This window comes from Nocardia sp. NPDC059691, assembly GCF_042733915.1.
GTDB lineage: Bacteria > Actinomycetota > Actinomycetes > Mycobacteriales > Mycobacteriaceae > Nocardia > Nocardia sichangensis.
Genome location: NZ_JBHWFB010000003.1, coordinates 606,953 through 627,800, shown reverse-complemented (window position 1 = coordinate 627,800; position 20,848 = coordinate 606,953). Strand labels below are relative to the sequence as shown.

General features: G+C 69.0%; 18 protein-coding genes. 12 read left to right on the top strand and 6 right to left on the bottom strand.

What is annotated here, in order from left to right; all coding sequences use genetic code 11:
* Positions 1-7: 7 nt before the first annotated feature.
* From ACFV2O_RS10190 to ACFV2O_RS10155, 8 genes are all read left to right on the top strand, one after another.
* The gene (locus ACFV2O_RS10190; protein WP_379251536.1) at positions 8-1,015 is read left to right on the top strand and encodes a sugar ABC transporter substrate-binding protein; all 1,008 of its coding nucleotides are present in this window, start codon (positions 8-10) and stop codon (positions 1,013-1,015) included.
* A gap of 10 nt (positions 1,016-1,025) precedes the next feature.
* A complete protein-coding gene (locus ACFV2O_RS10185) occupies positions 1,026-2,069 on the top strand; it encodes an ABC transporter permease (RefSeq protein ID WP_379251535.1) in 1,044 nt (347 codons plus the stop codon).
* Positions 2,066-2,848, top strand: a complete 783-nt coding sequence (locus tag ACFV2O_RS10180) for an ATP-binding cassette domain-containing protein (protein ID WP_379251534.1) — start codon at positions 2,066-2,068, stop codon at positions 2,846-2,848. The genes ACFV2O_RS10185 and ACFV2O_RS10180 overlap by 4 nt, the downstream gene beginning before the upstream one ends.
* Positions 2,849-2,864: 16 nt before the next feature.
* On the top strand, positions 2,865-3,803 hold the full coding sequence (gene iolC, locus ACFV2O_RS10175) for a 5-dehydro-2-deoxygluconokinase (RefSeq protein WP_379251533.1): 939 nt from the start codon (positions 2,865-2,867) through the stop codon (positions 3,801-3,803).
* A 578-nt stretch (positions 3,804-4,381) separates the two neighbouring features.
* Positions 4,382-5,275 carry an aldolase gene (locus tag ACFV2O_RS10170; protein ID WP_355080592.1) on the top strand — a complete coding sequence of 298 codons (894 nt, stop codon included), beginning with the start codon at positions 4,382-4,384 and terminating at the stop codon, positions 5,273-5,275.
* Positions 5,276-5,495: 220 nt separating this feature from the next.
* A complete protein-coding gene (gene iolB, locus ACFV2O_RS10165; RefSeq protein ID WP_379251532.1) occupies positions 5,496-6,386 on the top strand; it encodes a 5-deoxy-glucuronate isomerase in 891 nt (296 codons plus the stop codon).
* Entirely contained in the window at positions 6,383-8,224 is a 1,842-nt protein-coding gene (iolD, locus tag ACFV2O_RS10160; RefSeq protein ID WP_379251531.1) for a 3D-(3,5/4)-trihydroxycyclohexane-1,2-dione acylhydrolase (decyclizing), read from the top strand. The genes iolB and iolD overlap by 4 nt, the downstream gene beginning before the upstream one ends.
* A 468-nt stretch (positions 8,225-8,692) precedes the next feature.
* The gene (locus ACFV2O_RS10155; RefSeq protein ID WP_014987157.1) at positions 8,693-8,896 is read left to right on the top strand and encodes a cold-shock protein; all 204 of its coding nucleotides are present in this window, start codon (positions 8,693-8,695) and stop codon (positions 8,894-8,896) included.
* Between the two features lie 69 nt (positions 8,897-8,965).
* Here the strand turns inward: ACFV2O_RS10155 and ACFV2O_RS10150 are convergent, their stop codons facing one another.
* Complete coding sequence (locus tag ACFV2O_RS10150) at positions 8,966-9,604, bottom strand: dihydrofolate reductase family protein (protein ID WP_356961223.1); 639 nt, start codon at positions 9,602-9,604, stop codon at positions 8,966-8,968.
* A gap of 110 nt (positions 9,605-9,714) precedes the next feature.
* Here ACFV2O_RS10150 and ACFV2O_RS10145 point away from each other — a divergent pair, with 110 nt between their 5' ends.
* Positions 9,715-10,227 (top strand): winged helix-turn-helix transcriptional regulator, encoded by a 513-nt coding sequence (locus ACFV2O_RS10145; RefSeq protein ID WP_379251530.1) that lies wholly within the window; start codon positions 9,715-9,717, stop codon positions 10,225-10,227.
* A 3-nt stretch (positions 10,228-10,230) separates the two neighbouring features.
* On the opposite strand, the gene ACFV2O_RS10140 is transcribed toward ACFV2O_RS10145, so the two are convergent.
* Positions 10,231-11,037 carry a DNA polymerase beta superfamily protein gene (locus tag ACFV2O_RS10140; protein ID WP_379251529.1) on the bottom strand — a complete coding sequence of 269 codons (807 nt, stop codon included), beginning with the start codon at positions 11,035-11,037 and terminating at the stop codon, positions 10,231-10,233.
* A 51-nt stretch (positions 11,038-11,088) separates the two neighbouring features.
* Positions 11,089-12,279 carry an MFS transporter gene (locus ACFV2O_RS10135; RefSeq protein ID WP_379251528.1) on the bottom strand — a complete coding sequence of 397 codons (1,191 nt, stop codon included), beginning with the start codon at positions 12,277-12,279 and terminating at the stop codon, positions 11,089-11,091.
* 93 nt (positions 12,280-12,372) lie between these two features.
* Here ACFV2O_RS10135 and ACFV2O_RS10130 point away from each other — a divergent pair, with 93 nt between their 5' ends.
* On the top strand, positions 12,373-13,299 hold the full coding sequence (locus ACFV2O_RS10130) for a LysR family transcriptional regulator (protein ID WP_379251527.1): 927 nt from the start codon (positions 12,373-12,375) through the stop codon (positions 13,297-13,299).
* A 721-nt stretch (positions 13,300-14,020) separates the two neighbouring features.
* Here ACFV2O_RS10130 and ACFV2O_RS10125 read toward each other — a convergent pair.
* Positions 14,021-15,730, bottom strand: coding sequence for an alpha/beta fold hydrolase (locus ACFV2O_RS10125; RefSeq protein ID WP_379251526.1), 1,710 nt, complete (start codon positions 15,728-15,730; stop codon positions 14,021-14,023).
* Between the two features lie 75 nt (positions 15,731-15,805).
* Positions 15,806-16,360, bottom strand: coding sequence for a TetR/AcrR family transcriptional regulator (locus ACFV2O_RS10120; RefSeq protein ID WP_379251525.1), 555 nt, complete (start codon positions 16,358-16,360; stop codon positions 15,806-15,808).
* Positions 16,361-16,503: 143 nt separating this feature from the next.
* Between ACFV2O_RS10120 and serA the strand changes: the two genes are divergently transcribed.
* Together serA and ACFV2O_RS10110 are read left to right on the top strand one after the other, a co-directional pair.
* Entirely contained in the window at positions 16,504-18,102 is a 1,599-nt protein-coding gene (gene serA, locus ACFV2O_RS10115) for a phosphoglycerate dehydrogenase (RefSeq protein ID WP_355080573.1), read from the top strand.
* A 245-nt stretch (positions 18,103-18,347) separates the two neighbouring features.
* Complete coding sequence (locus ACFV2O_RS10110) at positions 18,348-19,355, top strand: 3-isopropylmalate dehydrogenase (protein ID WP_379251524.1); 1,008 nt, start codon at positions 18,348-18,350, stop codon at positions 19,353-19,355.
* A gap of 225 nt (positions 19,356-19,580) precedes the next feature.
* Here the strand turns inward: ACFV2O_RS10110 and ACFV2O_RS10105 are convergent, their stop codons facing one another.
* The gene (locus tag ACFV2O_RS10105) at positions 19,581-20,762 is read right to left on the bottom strand and encodes an MFS transporter (RefSeq protein WP_355069791.1); all 1,182 of its coding nucleotides are present in this window, start codon (positions 20,760-20,762) and stop codon (positions 19,581-19,583) included.
* Positions 20,763-20,848: the final 86 nt, after the last annotated feature.

Sequence of the window (20,848 nt, the reverse complement as noted above, 5' to 3'; positions counted from 1 at the left end):
AGCGACGATGTCTCCGACACCACAGCGCGGCCTCACCGCGAGAGGGCGGCGTTCGAGCCGCCTGCTGCCGTGGATCGCCACGGCCGCGCTCCTGGCCGCGTGCACCGGCCCCGGCGCCGACGCGCCCGCGCCCTCGCAAACACCGATGGCCGCTGGGACGGTGGAATCCGTCGCGGTGGTGACCCACGGCAGCCCCGGCGACGCGTTCTGGAACGTCGTCAAGAACGGCGCGGAAGCGGCGGGCAAGGACCTCGGAATCCGGGTGGAGTACAACGCTTCCGGTGATCCCGGCCAGCAGGCGAAGCTGATCGACAACGCGGTGGCGCAGGGCGTCGACGGGCTCGTCGTCTCCATGGCCAATCCGGAGGCGCTGCGGCCGTCGGTGGAAAAGGCTGTCGCAAAGGGCATTCCGGTTGTGACCATCAATTCGGGCGAGTCCGAGAGCGCGAAGTTCGGCGCGTTCGTCCATGTGGGACAAAGCGAATCGCTGGCCGGGCAGGCCGCGGGCAGACGGCTCGCCGAGGCGCGGCGCACCAAAATGCTGTGCGTCATCCACGAAGCGGGCAATATCGGCGCGAACGAGCGCTGCGCGGGCGCGACCAAGGCCTTCGGCAATGCCACCACGCTCCAGGTGGACATCAACAATCCGACCGACGCGCAATCACGGATCAAAGGAGCGCTGGAGGCCGACCGCTCCATCGACGCGGTTCTGACGTTGAACTCGCAAGTCGCCGCGCGAGCCGTGGACGCGGTACGGGAAGCCGGTTCGGCCGCCACCGTCGCCACCTTCGATCTGAATTCCGATGTGGTGGAGGCGATTCGGGCCGGGAAGCTGCTGTTCGCGGTGGATCAGCAACAGTACGAGCAAGGCTATCTGCCGATCGTGCTGCTGAAGCTGTACCGGACGAATCTGAACACCGCCGGAGGCGGCGCTCCGGTGCAGACCGGACCCGGTTTCGTCGACAAGAGCAATGTGGACGCCGTCGCCGCGCTCGTCGCGCAGGGCACGCGATGAGGTGGATGAAATGACCGTTGCCACAAAGACACCCGACCGCACCCAAGACACGGGCCGCTCACCGCTGCAACGCCTGGCCGTGCGGCCGGAGATCGGCGCGGCGCTGGGCGCGCTGCTGGTGTTCGTCTTCTTCTCCGTCGTCACCGACCGGTTCCTGAGTCCGCTCGGCGTCGCGACCTGGCTGGACGACGCCTCCACGCTGGGCATCATGGCGGTGGCCGTGGCCCTGCTGATGATCGGCGGCGAGTTCGACTTGTCGGCGGGCGTGCTGACCGCCTCCACGGCGTTGGTCACCGCCCTGCTCGCGGTGCACGCCGGCTGGAACGTGTGGTTCGCGCTGCTCGCTTCGCTGGTGTTCGCGCTGGTCGTCGGCGCGTTCAACGGCTGGGTGGTGATGCGGACCGGCCTGCCCAGCTTCATCGTCACCCTGGGTACGTTCCTCGCCCTTCAGGGCCTGAATCTCGGCGTGACACGGCTGGTCACCGACACGGTGCAAGTATCGGGCGTGCGCGGCGCGGACGGCTACCAGTCGGCGGGATGGGTGTTCGCGTCGACACTCGACATCGGGGAAGCGCACCTCCAGGCGTCGGTGGTCTGGTGGGTCGTACTCACCGCAATCGCCGCGATCGTTCTGGTCCGCACGAGGTTCGGCAACTGGATCTTCGCCGTCGGCGGCGCGCTGCCCAGCGCACGCGCGGTGGGCGTGCCCGCGGATCGCACCAAGATCCTGCTGTTCATGGGCACGGCGTTCGCCGGTTGGGTGGTCGGCTCCTGCAACATCCTGCGGTTCGCGAGCGTGCAGGCCAACCAGGGCGTCGGGCTGGAACTGCACTACATCATCGCCGCCGTCGTCGGCGGGTGCCTGCTCACCGGTGGCTTCGGCTCGGCGGTGGGGGCCGCGATCGGCGCGCTGATCTTCGGCATGGCGCGCCAAGGCATCGTGTTCGCCCGCTGGGACAGCGACTGGTTCATGCTGTTCCTCGGTGTGCTGCTGCTGGCTGCGGTGCTGGTCAACAACCGTTTCCAGAAACGAGCCGAAAGGGTGCGCCGATGACTTCCCTCATCGAGGCCGTCGACCTCGGCAAGAGCTACGGCGGCGTGGTCGCCCTGCGCGAGGTGTCGACGGTGGTGAACGCGGGCGAGGTGACCTGCGTGCTCGGCGACAACGGCGCGGGCAAATCCACGCTGATCAAGATCCTCGCCGGAGTGCACCGGCACGACCGAGGCGAACTGCGCGTCGAGGGCGAATCGGTGCGGTTCGCCTCACCGCGCGAGGCGTTGGATCGCGGTATCGCCACGGTGTACCAGGATCTCGCGGTGGCGCCGTTGATGAGCGTGTGGCGCAACTTCGTGCTCGGCTCGGAGCCGACATTCGGATTCGGCCCGTTCCGGCTGCTGGACCGCAAGAAAGGCTGCGCGATCGCGCGAACGGCGTTGGCGGATATGGGTATCGAAATCCGCGACATGGAACAGCCGGTCGGCACGCTGTCGGGTGGGCAGCGGCAGTGCGTCGCCATCGCGCGGGCCGTGCACTACGGCGCGAAGGTGCTGATTCTCGACGAGCCGACCGCCGCGTTGGGCGTGAAGCAGGCGGGGGTGGTGTTGCAGTACGTCGTGCGGGCACGCGAACGCGGGCTCGGCGTCGTGCTCATCACGCACAATCCGCACCACGCCTATCCGGTCGGTGACCGATTCCTGCTGCTGAAGCGGGGCGCGATGCTCGGCTCGTACGAGAAATCGGAGATCGACCTGCCGGAACTGACCCGCCAGATGGCGGGCGGGGCGGAACTGGAGGCGCTGCAGCACGAACTGCGACGCGTGGTGACGCCGTGAACGAGGAGGCGGATTCGTGACCGAGCTGGAGGCGTTGACCATCGGCCGGGTCGGGGTGGACCTGTATCCCGAACAAAGCGGCGTCGCCTTGGCACAGGTGCGCAGCTTCTCGAAGTTCCTCGGCGGCACCGCGACCAACGTCGCCGTGGCCGCCGCCCGGCTCGGTCGCCGTACGGCGGTGCTGACCAAGGTGGGCCCCGACGGCTTCGGCGACTTCGTGCGCACGGCGCTGGAGGACTTCGGCGTCTCGTCCCGTTATGTGACGACCGCGCCGGACCTCCAGACGCCCGTGGTCTTCTGCGAGCTCACGCCGCCGTCCGATCCGCCACTGCTGTTCTACCGCGCGCCGATCGCGCCGGACCTGACCATCACTCTGGACGAAGTGCCCTGGGAAGTCGTGGATGCCGTGCCCCTGCTGTGGGTCACGGGCACCGGAGTGAGCGCGGAGCCGGGGCGCGGCACGCAGCGGGACATATTGCTGCGGCGTGCACGACGCGGGCATACGGTGCTCGACCTGGACTACCGGCCGATGTTCTGGCCGGATGTCGAGACCGCGCGGACCGAGATCGGGTGGATGGTCGACCACGTGAACGTAGTGGTCGGAAACCGTGCCGAGGTAGAGATGGCGGTGGGCACCGCTGACCCGCACGCGGCGGCCGATCGGTTGCTCGCCCGTGGAGTGCGCCTCGCGGTGATCAAGCAAGGCGGCGACGGCGTGCTGGTGGCCACCGGCGAGGAACGTTGGACGGTGCCGCCGTGCCGCGTGGACGTGGTGTGCGGGCTCGGCGCGGGTGACGGATTCGGCGGGGCGCTGGTCCACGGCCTCCTCTCGGAGTGGGACCCACGACGCATCGCTACCTACGCCAACGCGGCAGGCGCCCTGGTCGCCGCGCGTCTGGCCTGCGCGGACGCGATGCCCACGGCCGCGGAGATCGAGGAACTGCTGTGCGGCTGAAGTCGCGAGGGCGGGGCGAAGGGGCTGTCGTGCCGGTGGCCGACGGCTCTGGGGCGAGTCACTGCGCGTGTGTGCGAGGGATGCCCGTCGGGACGGAGCGCAGCTACGGGCTCCGGCAGCTCGGTGGCCCGCGAAGCGCAAGTGCCGCTATCCGATCCATGGTCTGCTTTCGGATCGGCCTCGCGTGCACCGACACCAACGCCGACACGATGGGCGCATCGGCCGCTTCTTGCCCGGCGTGCGGCGGATGCGATGGCACACGGACGCGGAGATCGAGCATCTGCCAGGCAGCCGCACCGAATGGAGCAGCCGTGTTGTGGAGCCGGGCTGGAATTCCGGGCAGCCGCACCGAATGGGGAGCGGCCGTGTTGTGGAGCCGGGCTGGAATTCCGGGCCAGCCGCACCGAATGGGGAGCAGCTGTGTGGTGGAGCCGGGCCGGAAATCAGGGGCAGCCGCACCGATGGAGACTCAGCTGTGCGGTTGAGCTGGGCCGGCAATCGAGAAGCGGCGCGCGGACCGATCTGTGATCGAGCCGCGGACCGTGGCTGAGCACTGAGTGCGGGAAGGAGTAACTGTCATGCATGTGACCGACGAACGCTGGCGTGAGTTACTGCACGTGCGCGCGACGGACCCCGCCGCGGTCGAACGGGCCTACGCCGAACGAGTACGCCGCGCCGACTTGTTGGCGGGCAAGCAGACCTTGTTCCTCGTCGCCGCCGACCACCCGGCCCGCGGGGCGCTGGGCGTCGGCGCGGATCGCACGGCCATGGCGGATCGGCGCGCGTTGCTGGAACGGCTGCTGATCGCGCTGGCCGACCCGGATGTCGACGGCGTGCTCGGCTCGCCGGACGTGGTCGAGGAACTGTTGCTGCTGGACGCGCTGGACGACAAGGTCGTGATCGGTTCGATGAACCGCGGTGGCCTCGCGGGCGCGGAGTGGGAGATCGACGACCGCTTCACCGGATACGACGCGGACTCCATCGCGCGGTTCCGGCTCGACGGCGGCAAAATGCTGCTGCGCCTGGTCGACTCCGACGCGGGCACCGTGCCGACGCTGCAAGCTTGCGCGGAGGCGGTCTCGGAGCTAGCGGCGCACGAGCTGATGGCGATGGTCGAGCCGCTTCCGTATCACCGGGACGGCTCCGATGCGCTGGTGATGAGCAAGGACGCGGTCTCGCTGTCGCGGGCGATCACGGTGGCCTCCGGACTCGGTGTCACCTCGGCCTACACCTGGCTGAAGATCCCCGCACCGCAGGATATTTCGGTACTGGACGCCACCACACTGCCGGTTCTCGTGCTGGGCGGTGCACCGTCCGGAGATCCGGCGGTGGATCGAGCGCTGTGGGGCGGGGCGCTCGGCCACGACGTTGTTCGCGGTCTCGTCGTCGGCCGCACCCTGCTGTACCCACCGGACGGCGACGTCGCCAGGGCGGTCGAAACCGCCGCCCGCTTGCTGAAAGAAGCCCGATGAGGCGGGACAGCATCTGGGTACCGGCCTCGCGATGTGCCACAGACGGCGGCGATCGCTCACCGACAGAGCCGATCCGAGCGGTTCCCGTCGTTCCTGCCGTGTACAGCACGGGCACAGTCTCCGACCACTGGCACGGTCGTCGGCGAAGGGGTCGGCCGAATGTGTTCGCCCGGCGAGGCGACCGAGTTGCCGGTTCTGGATCGAGCATGGAGGAGGTGCGATGACACTGCATCGTCCGGAAGGAACGCTGCGTCATGACGGTGACCCGATCCTGCTGACTCCCGACGACGCCGGATGGACCTATGCCGGGCTGCGGGTGCTGCGGATCGACGCGGGCGAGTCGCGGACAGTTCGGACGGGGGAGTTCGAGGCGTTCGTCCTGCCGCTGTCAGGGGCGTGCACGGTACGCGTCGACGGCGAGACCTACGCGCTGACCGGCCGGGAATCGGTCTTCACCCGAGTGACGGATTTCGCCTACGTCCCGCGCGACGCCGAACTGGAACTCGTGGCCGAGGGCGGCGACCTCGAGGTAGCACTGCCGATGGCGCGATGCGGGAAGCGGCTCGAGCCGAGATACGGCCCTGCCGAGGAGGTGCCGGTCGAAATCCGAGGCGCGGGAAGCGCGACGCGTCAGGTGACCAACTTCGGCATACCCGGTGTGTGGGAACACGCGGACAAGCTCAACGCCTGCGAGTTGATCACCCCGGACGGCAACTGGTCGTCCTATCCGCCGCACAAGCACGACGAGGCCAGCGCGTGCGAGGTCGTCAACGAGGAGATCTACTACTTCCGCATCGCCGGACGGGACGGCATCACCCCGTCCCGCGAGGGATTCGCTATGCACCGCACGTACACCGCCGACGGCACGGTTAACGAGAACGTCGCGGTCCGCGACGGTGACGTCTTCCTGATCCCGCGCGGTTATCACGGCCCGTGCATCGCCGCGCCTGGTTACCCCATGTACTACCTCAACGTGCTGGCCGGTCCGGCGCCCGAGCGATCGATGGCGTTCTGCGACGACCCCGCGCACAGCTGGGTGCGGGCGCGCTGGGACGCCGAGCCGATCGATCCGCGTTGCCCGGTCACTTCCCACGAAGGACGGATCGGATGAAGCTCACCACGGCGCAGGCGCTGGTGGCCTGGTTGATCGCCCAGCGTTCCGAGACACTCGACGGCTGCGAGGCGCCGTTGTTCCCCGCCGTCTTCGCGATCTTCGGCCACGGAAACGTGCTCGGCCTCGGCACCGCGCTGCACGAGCGGCGCGCCGAACTCCCCGTCTGGCGCGGGCACGCCGAAGAGGGGATGGCGCTGGCCGCCGTCGGCTATGCGAAGGCCACTCATCGGCGTCAGGTCGGTGTCGCCACCTCATCGATCGGTCCCGGCGCGCTCAACATGGTGACGGCGGCGGGCGTCGCACACGCGAATCGCCTCCCTCTCCTCCTCCTTCCTAGCGACACCTTCACCGGACGCGCGCCGGACCCGGTTCTGCAACAGGTCGAGCACTTCGGCGACCCGACCGTCACCGTGAACGACGCGTTCCGCGCGGTGAGCCGCTACTTCGACCGCGTCACACGCCCGGAACAGTTGATCGCCACTTTGCCCCAGGCGGCCGGGGTGCTCACCGACCCGGCCGACGTCGGCCCGGTCGTCCTGGCGCTTCCACAGGACGTCCAGGCCGAGACCTACGACTTCCCTGACACGCTTTTCGAGCCGGTGCTGCACCGTCTCACCCGGCCACGTCCCGACCACCGGGCACTCGCCGAAGCCGTCGCCGCACTGCGCGCCGCGCACCGTCCGCTGCTGATCCTCGGCGGCGGCGTCCGGTATTCGGGCGCGGGACGCACCCTGCTGGAATTCGCCGAGCAGCGCGGCATTCCGATCGTGGAGACCACCGCTGGCCGCACCCTGGTGCCGCACGAGCATCCGCTGTACGCGGGACCGCTCGGCATCACCGGCTCGGCGTCGGCGAACGCGATGGCGGCCGACGCCGACCTGGTCCTCGCGGTCGGCACCCGGTTGCAGGACTTCACCACCGCGTCCTGGACGGTCTTCGCACCGGACGTTCGTCTGGTCACCATCAACGTGGCACGCTTCGACGCCGTCAAGCACGGCGCGCTAGCGGTGGTCGGCGACGCCGAGGCCACGGTGTGCGAGCTGGCCGGGCGGATGGGGGAGTGGCGAGTCGACGCCGAGTGGACCGCGCGAGCCGCCGAGCAGCGGGGCGCCTGGGACGCGCACACCGATGAATTGCGCGCGCCGACCCCGGGCGCGCCGAGCTACGCCCAGGTGGTGGGCGCCGTGAACGACCTGAGCGGTCCGAGCGACTATGTGCTGACGGCCTCCGGCGGCCTGCCCGGTGAACTCGTCGGCGGCTGGCGGGCGACCGGTGGCGCGCCGACCATGGACGTGGAATACGGCTTCTCCTGCATGGGCTACGAGCTGGCGGGCGCGTGGGGCGCGGCCATGGCGCGCACCGACGGCGTGGTGACGACGCTGCTCGGCGACGGCTCGTATCTGATGCTGAACTCGGAGTTGTTCTCGGCGGCCTTCGCCGGGCATCCGTTCGTCGCGGTGGTCTGCGACAACGACGGCTATGCCGTGATCGCGAGGCTGCAAGAGGGGCAGGGCGGCGAGCCGTTCAACAACTTCTATGCCGATTGCCGCACCACGCGGGAACAACCGCCGCGAGTCGATTTCGCCGCCCATGCCGCCGCTCTGGGGTGTGCCGCTTTCACCGCCGCCGACCTGGACGAATTTCGTGACGCGTACCTACGGGCGCGGGCGACGGCGATGGCCGAGCAGCGCCCCGCCGTGCTGGTTGTGCGGACGCGGCCGTCGTCGTGGACCGACGCGGGCGCCTGGTGGGAGGTCGGCGTGCCCGAGCAGCTGCCGGGCCGCGCCGCCTACGACGAGGCGAAACCGCGCCAGGTGCGCTACCTCCGGCCGTGAACAGAACTTAATGAACAGTGCGCCCGGTGGGCGACGGACCTAGGCTGAAGTAGGAGTCTAGGCGTGGTACGCTGAAATACGCTGCGGCACAAGATAACTGGTAGCGAATCCGTATCGGTTTCGAGCCGCGTAGCAAAGAAGCTCCACGCTGCCTGGCGCAGGTCGGTGGAGCATGCTCGTCAGGGAGGGTGACGGGCGTTATCCGGCGAAAAGTACGGGTACCCGACGGGCGGGCCCCGGCGATGTCGCGTGATCGGGACCCGACCGAGCGTGGGAGGTGACAGACCAGCCCGCCCCTGAGCGAGCATTGCGAGTGCACTCGCGCACGACCGAGCCGAGCGTCCTCGTGAGCGTTAGCTCACAGTTGGTGGTGCGAAACGTGAGTAATTCGTCGGATCATGGCATCGTTGATCTACGAGACCAGGGCATCTCGATAACACCACCTGGCTCGTCTACAGAAAGTATGAAATGGCTCAAGGCATTGTGAAGTGGTTCAACAGCGAGAAGGGCTTCGGCTTCATCGCACAAGACGGCGGAGGGCCCGACGTCTTCGTGCACTACTCGGCTGTGAGCGGCTCGGGTTTCCGGTCCCTCGATGAGGGGCAGCGCGTGGAGTTCGAGATCGGCCAGGGACAGAAGGGTCCGCAGGCCCAGGACGTCCGCGTTCTCTGATCGCGACTTGACTTTCGAAAGGCCCCGCACCGGGACGGTGTGGGGCCTTTCCGCTTGTTCGGAGGGTCCTCACGCCTCGGAGCGGGTGAAGGTGACATGGGTGACGGCGGGGGAGTGGGTCACCGAGGCGACCTGGTAGCCCGGCAGTTCGCCCAGATCGTCGTAGAGGCGCTCGCCCGCGCCGAGCAGGATCGGGACGACGGCCAAATGCAACTCGTCCACCAGCCGCGTCCGCAGGAACTGCCGCACCGTGGAGCAACCGCCGCCCAAGCGCACGTCTTGGCCGTTCGCCGCGTCGAACGCGCGGTGCAGCACCGCCTCGGGGGTTTCGTCCACGAAGTGGAAGGTGGTCCCGCCCTCCATCCCGAACGACGGGCGTGGATGGTGCGTCAGTACGAAGACGTCGTGGTGGTACGGCGGATTGTCGCCCCACCAACCCGTCCATTCGTGGTTCGGCCATGCTCCGCGAATCGGACCGAACATATTGCGGCCCATGATGGTCGCGCCGATGCCCCGATCGCCCGCGGCCAGATGCTCATCGTCGACGCCGGGATCGTTCGTGGCCTCCGGGTTGGCGTAAGGGGTCGCGAAGACCCACTCGTGCAGTCGCGTGCCGCCTTCGCCCAGCGGATTGTCCGGCCCTTGGTTCGGACCGGCGACATAGCCGTCCAGAGAGATCGCCAGGTTGTGTACGCGCAGCTTCGGCATGGTCCACTCATTCCCACTAAGTGATTGCAATTCGCAATCGGTTGTGAGGCAGCGTACGGCCAACTGGTTGTATATTGCAAGCAGTAGTTGACGACCGACAGGAGTGCCGGATGCGCGAGGAGGGACGTTCGGGATGCCCGATCAACGCGACGATCGAGGTGATCGGTGATCGGTGGACGCTGCTGGTGCTGCGTGACGTGATGTTCGGCAACCGGCGGCACTTCCGCGAACTGCTGGCCGGATCGGAGGAGGGCATCGCCTCCAACATCCTGTCCGACCGGCTCAAGCGCCTGGTGGCCGCCGGGCTGCTCAGCCGTGCGGACACCAGGCCCGGCCAGAAGGCCGAGTACCGGCTCACCGAACCGGCCATCCAATTGGTCCCGATCATGGCGCAGCTCGGCGCATGGGGATTGCGGCACCGTTCGACCACCAGGCGTCTCCGAGTCCGGGCCGAACTGCTCGAGGCGGGCGGTCCGCGACTGTGGGCGGAGTTCATGGACGAACTACGCGAGAGCCACCTCGGCATACCGCGCCCGGATCCGGATCGCCCCACCGCCACGCAACGACTCGCCCAGGCTTACGCCGACGCCGTCGCCGAGGACGATCGGAAAGTCGCCTCGTAGGCGTCAGCCCGCCAGTGCCTCGGAGCGGAAGAACTCCGCGGTGATCGCCCTGGCCCGAGTGAGGTCCTGGACCCGAGATTTGACGAAAATCTCTTCCGCACATGCGAATTCGGCTGCAATGAACGCGGAGATCGGCGCGGGCGCCGACCCGCTGCCCATCTCGCGGGTTCGCGATTTGAGGTCGGTCAGCTCGGTCACCGCCGCCGACAACTCCGCGGGCAGCTCGCACTGCCGCAACAGTGTGGGCAGGTGCATCGGCGCCACCGCCGCCCCGGGACGCTCGCGCAGCCAGTGCAGTGCCATCGCCGGACGCAGCGCGTAGAACACCTTCTTCAGCGATCCGGTGCGCTCGAACAGCTCCCACTGCTTGGCGCCCAGGTGCAGATAGTGCCGGGCGACCCTGTCACGGTCGGCGACCTCATCGGCCAGCGCGCGCAATCGGTCGCGAAACAGCGGGTCGCCGCGGTACACGATCGGCGACATCAGCCATTCGATCAGCACGGCGTTGCCCTGCACCAGCAAGCGCAGCGCTTTGGCCAGATCCCAGCCGTTCACGTCGAGCAGGTCTGTGAGCGGCGTCTCCACCACGTCGCGGGTGCGCCACGGGGACAGGTAGGTCTCCAGCGTGGCGACGTAGACGAACCGGCAGTCGTAGTCCGAATCGGGAGACGGAAAGCCCCACGCGCGGCTGCCGCTTTCGATCGCCAACCGGATCGACACCCGGTGGTCCAGCTCCACCCGGTCCAGCTCGCGATCGATGGACCCGACCACCGTCGGGTCCATCGAATCCGGTATCGCGCGCAGAGACATGGAGCGATGGTAGGTGCCGCAGCGAGGTTGTCGCAGCTGCATTTTCGTCGTTCAGGACCGGTGCACGCCCCTTCCGAGCGCGGCGACCGGCACGGCCATGAGCGCGAGCGTCCCGCCCAGCCACATGGCGGCGGCCACACCGATCGCGTCCGCCGCCAGACCGCCGGTCAGCGACCCCAGCGCGATGGCGGCATTGAAAACACCCGCGAACAGTGCGGACGCGCCTTCCTTCGCCTGCGGCGCCGCTGCGAAGACCCAGCTTTGCGTGCTCACCGAGACCCCGCCGTAGGACACGCCCCACACGATCATCAGCACGACAGCCCCCGGCAGGGAGGCGCCCAGCACGGGCAAGGCGATCGTGGTCGCGGCGAGAATCGAGCCGATCGCTGTCAAGGTCTTCCGCGGTGCCCGCGCCGCAGCGGCTCCCGCGCCGAAATTGCCTGCGACACCGGCGATCCCGTAGATGAGCAACAGCCCACCGAGCGTTTCCGCATCGACGTCGGTCGCTCCCTCGAGCGCAGGCCGCACATAGGTGTAGGCGGTGAAGTGGCCGGTTACCAGGAATGCGACAACGAGCAAGGCGATCCGTAAGCCGGGCTGCCGCGACAGTCGCAACACGCCACGCAATGCCGAGGTTTCCGTCGCGGGCAGACGCGGCAGCAGCACCGCCAGAGCCGCGAGCACCAGTACTGCCAGGCAGGCCGCGGCCACGAACGCGATCCGCCACCCGGCGAGCGCACCCAAGAAAGTGCCCGCCGGAATGCCGAGCACCGACGCGACCGCGACGCCGGAGAAGACCAGCGAGGTCGCAGCGGCGACCGATCGCGCGGGCACCAGCCGCGCGGCCAGGCTCGCCGCGATCGCCCACACCCCGCCCATGCCGACGCCGACCAGCACCCGCGCCCCGATCAGCACGCCGAAGGTGGGGGCGGCGGCCGCGCCGAGATTGCCCAGCGCGAGCAGCGCCAGCAATCCGCACAGCACCACCTTGCGCTCGACTCGGCGCAGCGTCGCGGTGACCAAGGGCGCGGCCAGCGCGGCGACCAGGCCTGTCACCGTCAACGCGAGACCGGCGCGGCCTTCGCTCACTCGCAGCGCCGAGCCGATCGGAGTGAGCAGTCCGACCGGCAACATCTCGGCGGTGACCACCGTGAACGTGCCCGCTGCCACCGCGCCCACTCCGAGCCAACCGCGTAGCGACGAAACCGGCTGCGAAGCAACGACTTCTCGAACGTGTGTCATGTCTTCCAGACAAAAGGCTCGCGGTATGGGGAAACAACGGCGAAGGTCTCATAGTTCTATGAGCTGGACTCATCGACCGTGGAAGGGAGGCAGATGAGTGGGCTGGAGGTCCGTGAACTGGAAGCGTTTCTCGCGCTCGCCGAGGAACTGCACTTCGGGCGGGCCGGTGCTCGGCTGTATGTGTCGCAGAGCCGGGTGAGCCAGCTACTGCGCTCGCTGGAGCGGCGCATCGGCGGACAACTCGTGGAACGGACCAGTCGCACCGTCCGGTTGACCCCGCTCGGCGCGGATTTCCTCGCCGCGCTGCGGCCCGCCTATGCCGCGTTGCGCGCGACGGTCGACGATGCTCGCGCCGCCGCCCGGGGTGCGGACGGGATCTTGCGCATCGGATTCCAAGGCGCGGGCAACGATCACCTGATGGCCGCGGTCGAGTTGTTCCAGCAGTGGCACCCGGACTGCTCGGCCGAGCTGGTCGAAATACCGCTGGCCGACCCGTTCGGTGCGGTGCGGCGCGACGAGGTCGACGCCGCTGTCGTGCTGCTGCCGATGGGCGAGGGAGATCTCGTGCTCGGCTCGGTGTTCGCGGGGCAGCCGCAGACACTCGCGCTGGCCAGTGCCCACCCGCTCGCGGGCCGGGCCGAACTGTCGGTAGAGGAACTCGCCGCTCTTCCACTGATAGGAGTGCGCGCGCCCGCGCCGGAGTATTGGCGCAGAGCTCAGGCGCTCGACGTCACGCCGGGCGGTCGAAGGGTGCGCTCCGGGCCCGAGGTCGGCACGTTGGAAGAAGGTCTCGCCGCGGTGGCGGCCGGCCGCGGAGCGATGTTGCTGTGTCATCCCACCGCGGATTCCCACCGCAGACGGCCGGTGGCCTTCGTGCCGGTCACCGGGATCGCCGAGTCCCGGCTCGGATTGGTGTGGCGCCGGCATCGCGAGACACCGGGGGTGCGCGCGTTCTCCCGCGCCGTCGCAGCCACCAAGCCGTCCGAAGATGTGCGATCGGTCACTGTCGGGGCATCCTGACGGTCTGCCGCCGCGGCACCCCGCGAATCGGGAACAGGGCCGCCGACGTGGAGCCGAGCATTTCTCCGTCTACCGCTTCGACGTATTCGAAAGTTATTTGGTATCTCTATTGCCGAGTTTCGTCGAAGTGGCTCGAGTCACTCGGCAGCCTCTTTTCCGAATGCGGCGCGAGATTCGTACGAAATTTTTCTGGAATGTCGCATTCGACTTCTATTAGCGAGGGAAATCTTCTAGCACTTTCGGTGTCTTGACCTGGACAAACGTATAGATTCCCAGCTCATTCGTAATAGGATGAGTGTCGTGAGTCACACTTCGATTGATATGTGGTCTGCATTACTAAATATTCGAATTCTGTAACTGTCGCCGATCCGGCGCCGACATGCCCCGTGTCAGCCAGTTCGACTGGATAAGTTTCGAGGAAGAGGTATTTCCATGATCCCCGTTATCATCGACACCGGTAGCGCTGCCCTGAACGGTCTTTTCGGCACTCTTGGCGCCGCGCTGCACGGTCTTGTCGACACCCTGTGGACGGGTTCCTTCGGCGGCCGCTGACCGACGTAACGGTCGAGCAGAGTCGACCGGGTCGCGCGCCGACCGATGGCGTGACCGAGCGGGCCCCCGCACCTGGTGGTGTGGGGGCCCGCCGCTGTGTGCGTTGGTGGACGAGCCTGGGTGGTCGGGTTCCGCCGCGAGCCTTGCGCCGCGATGTCGGAGTGCGAGGTCAGCTCTGCGCCGCGACGGCGGAGATCCGGCTGAGTTCTGCCGCCACCTGGGCCGGGTGGGTCAGTTGCGGGTAGTGGCCCGCGCCTTCGATCGAAATCCGCTCTCGCGCGGTCGGGGCGGTGACCGGGTCGTCGGAACCGGCGATGATCCGCACCGGCACGTCGATCCGTCCCAGCAGAGTTCGCAACTCTGCACGCCGCGCGGGAGCGCTCGCCTCGCGCAACGCGCCGACCGTTCGGCCCGCGACGCCCGGCCTGCGCAGGTTCGCCGCCGCGCTCGCGATGGCGTCGCTCTCGGGCACGCCGAGCCGTTTCGACAAGGCCGCCGCCGAGATCCGGCGCATCGCCGCGGTCGCGAGTGGCGAGCGCAGCAGCCGGCCCGACCGCGGCTGCAAGAAGGCGGGGGCGACGAGCACTACGCCGGAGACTCGGTCGGGATGCTCCGCCGCATACCGCAGCACCGGGCCGCAGCCGAGCGAGTGGCCGACCAGAACGGGGCGCGTGTGCACCGAAGCGAGCAATCCCGGCAGCACCGCGTCACGATCCCCGGGCGCCGAACGCCCGAGGCCGGGCAGGTCCACGACCAGGCTGGGCCCGTCCAGCTCCGCGCGCACCTCGTTCCATGACTCGCCGTCCAACGGAAGACCGTGCACCAGGACGTAAGCGGGACGGACGCGCTCGCCGCCGACCCAGACGCCGTCGGCGAAACCGGCTGTCGGGTCATCGGCCACCGCGCCGAACCGGGTGGCCACGAGATGGTCGGCCCAGCCCAGGAGGGTCGCCTCGGTCGGCGGCATGGTGAGCCCGGCTCGGCGCGCCACTTCCCGCGCCGCCGATGTGTCGTAGCGGTCGTCGGCGATGAAGCTGAGCGTCTCCGGGTCGGCGCCGGTGAGTGCGGGCGGAAGCTTCGAGATGACGCCGACCGGAATCGAGAACCGGGGCGCGCGGACGCCCAGGTGATCAGCCAGTAGCCGAACAAGTTTCGGCAGCACGGGAGTCCGATCATCCAGAACCGTGTAGGACCGGCCCGCGGTATCGGGCAGCGTGGGCAGGCTGATCAAGAAATCCGTGAAGTAGTCCAGATCCACGATGGGCACGAAGGTCTCGGGCCCGCCGGGGAGAGCCGGGAGCCGCCCGTTCCACAGATCCTCGACGACGCTCGCCAGCCCGATGTATTGACCGGGGCCGATGACGCTGCTCGGGTTCGCGATGGTCAGCGCGACGCCGAGTTCCGCCGCCCGGCGGCGCAGCAGCGGATCCGATTCGAACTTCGACGCGCCGTACGCGCCGTTCTCGTAGTGCTGCTCCTCGGATTCCTCCACGGTGATCCGGTACCCGGTGATGTGCACGACGCGTCGCGGCTCGGGGAGGGCGGCGGCCCATTCCAGCACCCGCAGCGCCCCGGTGACGTTCACCGCGTACGCGTCCTCGGGGGCGAGCCCGAAGGCGAAGCGGGCCGCGCAGTTGTACACGTCGCGCACGCCCGACGCGTCGAACTCGGCGGGCAGGCCGAGGTCCGGCGCGGTCACGTCACAGGTGAGGATCTCCAACCCGCTCTCGTCCACGCCTTGTCTGCGCAGCCAACTGGTGAGCCGCTCCGCGCTGCCCGCACGCAATGCGGCGGCGACGGAATGCCCCTGCTGGAGCAGGCGGGCGACCGCATTGCGGCCGAGGAACCCGGCGGCTCCGAAAACGATGCTGTCGGACATGACGTCCTCCTTACTAGACCGGTCTACATATTCTGTGGACATGGAAAACTCCTTGCGGTATCGGCGGATTCGGCCTCAGATCATGGCGCGCAGTGTGCGTTCGACCCGTTCCAAGGGTTCACGGCTTCGCTGCGCACGTGCCAGCAGCAGTGCGCCCTCGACCATCGCGAGCACCGCTGCCGCCAGATCGTCCGCATCGTCACGGCCGTCGGCCCGCAGCCGGATCCGCAGCGCCTGCTCCCATGCGGCGTAGGCGGCGGCGCACTCGGCCTGGATCGGGTCGTTCGCCGCCGCGACGTCCAGGGCGACGGTGGCGACCGGGCAGCCTTGTTGCCAGCCGGATGCTTCCAGCCGGTCGCCGAACGCTCGGAGCAGCCTGCTCGCGGCCTCGGCGGCACCGCCGGGCTCGATGGTGTCGATCAGCGCGGCGATCTCCTTGCCCGCTTGGGCGACCGCCGCCGCGACCAATTCGTCCTTGCCGCCGGGGAAATGGAAGTACAACGATCCGCGCGGCGCCCCGCTGGCCGCCAGGATCTGGTTGAGCCCGGCGCCGTAGTAACCGTGCCGCTCCACCAGCGTTCGCGCCGCGTCGACGAGTTTGCCGCGAGTCTCGGTGCCTTTGACGCCCATGCGGTGACTGTAGACCGGTCTGCATATTTTTGCCAGCGTCGGGACTGATGACGGCCGCCCACCAGGTGGTAGCCGGGTCGGAAATCGCGCGCACTAAGCTGGTCGGCGGTAATTGCCGACCCCATTCCCCAGGAGTACTCCACGTGAGCCAAGCAGGCCGTCCTGTAGTTCTGATCGCCGACAAGCTCGCCCAGTCGACCGTCGACGCGCTCGGTGACGGTGTCGAGGTCCGGTGGGTGGACGGACCGGACCGCCCGGCCCTGCTGGCCGCGGTGCCCGAGGCCGACGCGCTGCTCGTGCGGTCGGCGACCACGGTCGACGCCGAGGTCCTGGAAGCCGGGAAGAACCTGAAGATCGTCGCTCGCGCGGGCGTCGGCCTGGACAACGTCGACGTTCCCGCCGCCACCGAGCGCGGCGTCATGGTCGTGAACGCGCCCACCTCGAACATCCACACCGCCGCCGAGCACGCGGTCACCCTCCTGCTGTCCGCCGCCCGCCAGATCCCGGCCGCGGACGCCACCCTGCGTGAGCACACCTGGCAGCGCAGCAAGTTCAACGGCGTCGAGATCTTCGACAAGACCGTCGGCGTCGTCGGCCTCGGCCGCATCGGCCAGCTGTTCGCCGCGCGACTGGCCGCCTTCGAGACCAAGATCGTCGCCTACGACCCCTACGTGTCGCCCGCGCGCGCCGCGCAGCTCGGTATCGAGCTGCTCAGCCTGGACGAACTGCTCGAGCGTGCCGATCTGATCTCGATCCACCTGCCGAAGACCCCGGAGACCAAGGGCATCATCGGCAAGGAGGCCATCGCCAAGACCAAGCCCGGCGTGATCATCGTCAACGCCGCGCGCGGTGGCCTGGTCGACGAGGCCGCCCTGGCCGAGGCCATCAAGTCCGGTCATGTGCGCGCCGCGGGCCTGGACGTGTTCGAGACCGAGCCGTGCACCGACAGCCCGCTGTTCGACCTGCCGCAGGTCGTGGTGACCCCGCACCTGGGCGCCTCCACCTCCGAGGCGCAGGACCGCGCGGGCACCGACGTCGCCAAGTCGGTGCTGCTGGCGCTCGCCGGTGAGTTCGTGCCCGGCGCGGTGAACGTCACCGGTGGCGCCGTCGGCGAAGAGGTCGCCCCCTGGCTGGACATCGTCCGCAAGCAGGGCGCCCTGCTCGGCGCGCTGTCCAACGAGCTGCCGGTCAGCGTGGAGGTGCAGGTGCGCGGCGAGCTGGCCGCGCAAGAGGTCGGCGTACTGGAGCTGTCCGCGCTGCGCGGCATCTTCTCCGCGCTGGTCGAGGACCAGGTCACCTTCGTCAACGCTCCCGCGCTGGCCAAGGAGCGGGGCATCACCGCCGAGGTCACCACCGCGACGGAGAGCCCGAGCCACCGCAGCGTCGTCGACCTGCGCGCCGTGTTCGGCGACGGCAGCACCCTGAACGTGGCGGGCACGCTGACCGAGCCGCAGCTGGTGGAGAAGATCGTCAACGTCAACGGCCGCAACTACGACATGCGCGCCGAGGGCCTCAACCTGGCCATCCTGAACTACGACGACCGGCCGGGCGCGCTGGGCAAGATCGGCACCAAGCTCGGCGAGGCCGAGGTCGACATCCTGGCCGCGCAGCTGACCCAGGACGTCGACAAGGAAGGCGCCACCGTGGTGCTGCGCGTGGCCCGCGAGGTGCCCGCCGACGTCCAGGCCGCGATCGCCGAGTCCGTCGGCGCGGCCAAGGTCGTCCAGGTCGACCTGTCCTGATCCGATCCGGGGCGCGGCCCCGGTGAACTCGGAATCGGCGCCGCGCACGAGCACTCGTGCGCGGCGCCGGTCTCTTCGTCGGCGCGCAGGCCCGCCGCGCGCCCGGTGCTCGGCGATCCGGCCGCGCCGAGTACCGTGACGGTGCTGCGGTCACCCGGCCGGAATGTCGTGCGCACGCCGACGGTCGCCTCCGGGCCGCACGTTGCGGCGGCCCGCGACCGGCAATATCGAACGGAGCATTTGTCATGAAGCTTGCTGTCATCCCGGGCGACGGGATCGGGCCCGAGGTCATCGCCGAGGCGCTCAAGGTGCTCGACGCGGTCGTGCCAGGCGTCGAGAAGACCGAGTACGACCTCGGTGCGCGCCGCTACCACGCGACCGGCGAGATCCTCCCGGATTCGGTGCTGCCCGAACTGAAGCAGCACGACGCGATCCTGCTCGGCGCGATCGGCGATCCGTCGGTGCCCAGTGGCGTGCTCGAACGCGGCCTGTTGCTGCGCACCCGGTTCGCGCTGGACCATCACGTGAACCTGCGGCCGTCCAAGCTGTTCCCGGGCGTGACCAGCCCGCTGGCCGGCAACCCCGACATCGACTTCGTCGTCGTGCGCGAGGGCACCGAGGGCCCGTACACCGGCACCGGCGGCGCGATCCGCGTCGGCACCCCGCACGAGGTGGCGACCGAGGTCAGCACCAACACTCGCTTCGGCATCGAGCGTGTGGTGCGCTACGCCTTCGCCAAGGCGCAGGCCCGGCGCAAGCACCTGACGCTGGTGCACAAGAACAACGTGCTCACCTTCGCAGGCTCGCTGTGGCAGCGCACGGTGGACGAGGTCGCGGCCGAGTTCCCCGATGTCACAACGGCTTACCAGCACATCGACGCCGCGACCATCCACATGGTCAACGACCCGGGCCGGTTCGACGTGATCGTCACCGACAACCTCTTCGGCGACATCATCACCGACCTGGCCGCCGCCGTGAGCGGTGGCATCGGCCTCGCCGCCAGCGGCAACATCGACGCGTCCGGCACGAACCCGAGCATGTTCGAGCCGGTGCACGGCAGCGCCCCCGACATCGCGGGCCAGTCCAAGGCCGACCCGACCGCGGCGATCCTCTCGGTCGCCCTGCTGCTCAACCACCTCGGCGACGCCGAGGGGGCCGCGCGCATCGAGTCGGCGGTCGCGAAGGACCTCGAGTCTCGCTCCGGCACGGCGTCGACCGTGGAAGTCGGCGACCGCATCGCGGCCACTCTCTGACCGTCGCCCAGGAAGGTCCCGTTGCCATCACCGGCAACGGGACCTTCCGCGTTCAGCCGTCCGCCCGGCCAGCGCGGGCGAATCCCGCGCCCCGCGGCGCGCTCGACCAGCGCTGTGTCACCGAATTCAGGTGACGCAGCGACATCGAGTCGAGATCGTCCGGGTCGATCTGCATGCGGAGTGCGGCCCTGTGTCGCGGACCCGGCAATCCTTCGACGCGTGAACCTAGGCGGGGTCGCGGGGAACCAGCGGGACCGCCGCGACGGCCGAGACCGCGGCCAGGAGGAAGGCGGCGGGGAAGCCGCTCGCGGTGATCAGGGCGCCGAACACGGGCGGAACCGCGGCCATCGCGAGGTTCTGCCCAGTGTTCTGGATGCCGAGGCCCCGGCCACTCCAGTACGGGCCCGCGATCTCGGCGACCGCGGTGAAGGCCAAGCCGTTGTCGGAGACGGTGATCACGGACGCGGCGATCAACAGCGGAATGGCGGCCCACCACCAGTGGGTCGACGCGGTCAGCGCCAGCGCGGTCATCGACAGCACGGCGGCGACGGCCACCGTGCGCAGCGGGCCCATCCGGCTGCCGACCCGATCCGACCACGCGCCCGCACCGATGCGGCCCAGCGCGCCGAGGATCTGTGTGACGGTCACCAGCGCACCCGCCGCGGCCAACGACCAGCCGACATCCCGGTGCAACCACAGCAGCGCGAACGTCCACACGGTGCCCTGCGGGACGACGAGCAGAACCGAGACCAGATGGATGCGCCACAGCATGGCGTTGTCGCGATAGGGATTGGCGCGCAACGCCGGATCGGCGGCGGCGCGATCGGGACGCGGTGGGTCCACGATGCCGGCCAGACAACCCATGGCCGCGACACCCGCCATGAGTGCGGGAACGAGAATTGCCGCGGGTACACCGTGGGCGGAGGCGACGGCCGGAATCGCCAGCGCGCCGACACCGACGCCCAGCGGCTGCGCGGTCTGCCGGATGCCCATCGCCAGCCCGCGCCGCTGCGGCGGGAACCAGCCGACGATCACCCGGCCGCTCGCGCCGTTCGTGCTGGCCGCCCCGACGCCCCCGAGAAACAGCAGCGCGCCGAGGGCGATGTCGTTCGTCGTCGCCGCGGCGGCGCAGCCCGCCGCCAGCATCAGCAGCGGACCACCGACCAGCACCTTGCGTTCGCCGATCCGGTCCACCAGATAACCCCACGCGATCAGGGTGCACACCAGCCCGACGGTGGGCATGGCCACCAGCAGGCCCGCCGTCGCCAGCGGCAAGCCACGGTCGGTCAGCGCGGGCAGCAGGAACGGGACGCCGTGGATGAAGACCGCGCTGGAGGCCTGGGCGAACACGCCGAGACCGAGCATGGACCAGCGCCGAACCTCGTCGATCTGCGTAACGGTCGCCATCGGCCTCACCTCGGAATCTCATTATTTGGGATACAATTCCCATTGTGTGAACTTCGCTGCTCACGGTACACCCGGCGGCGGCTCGA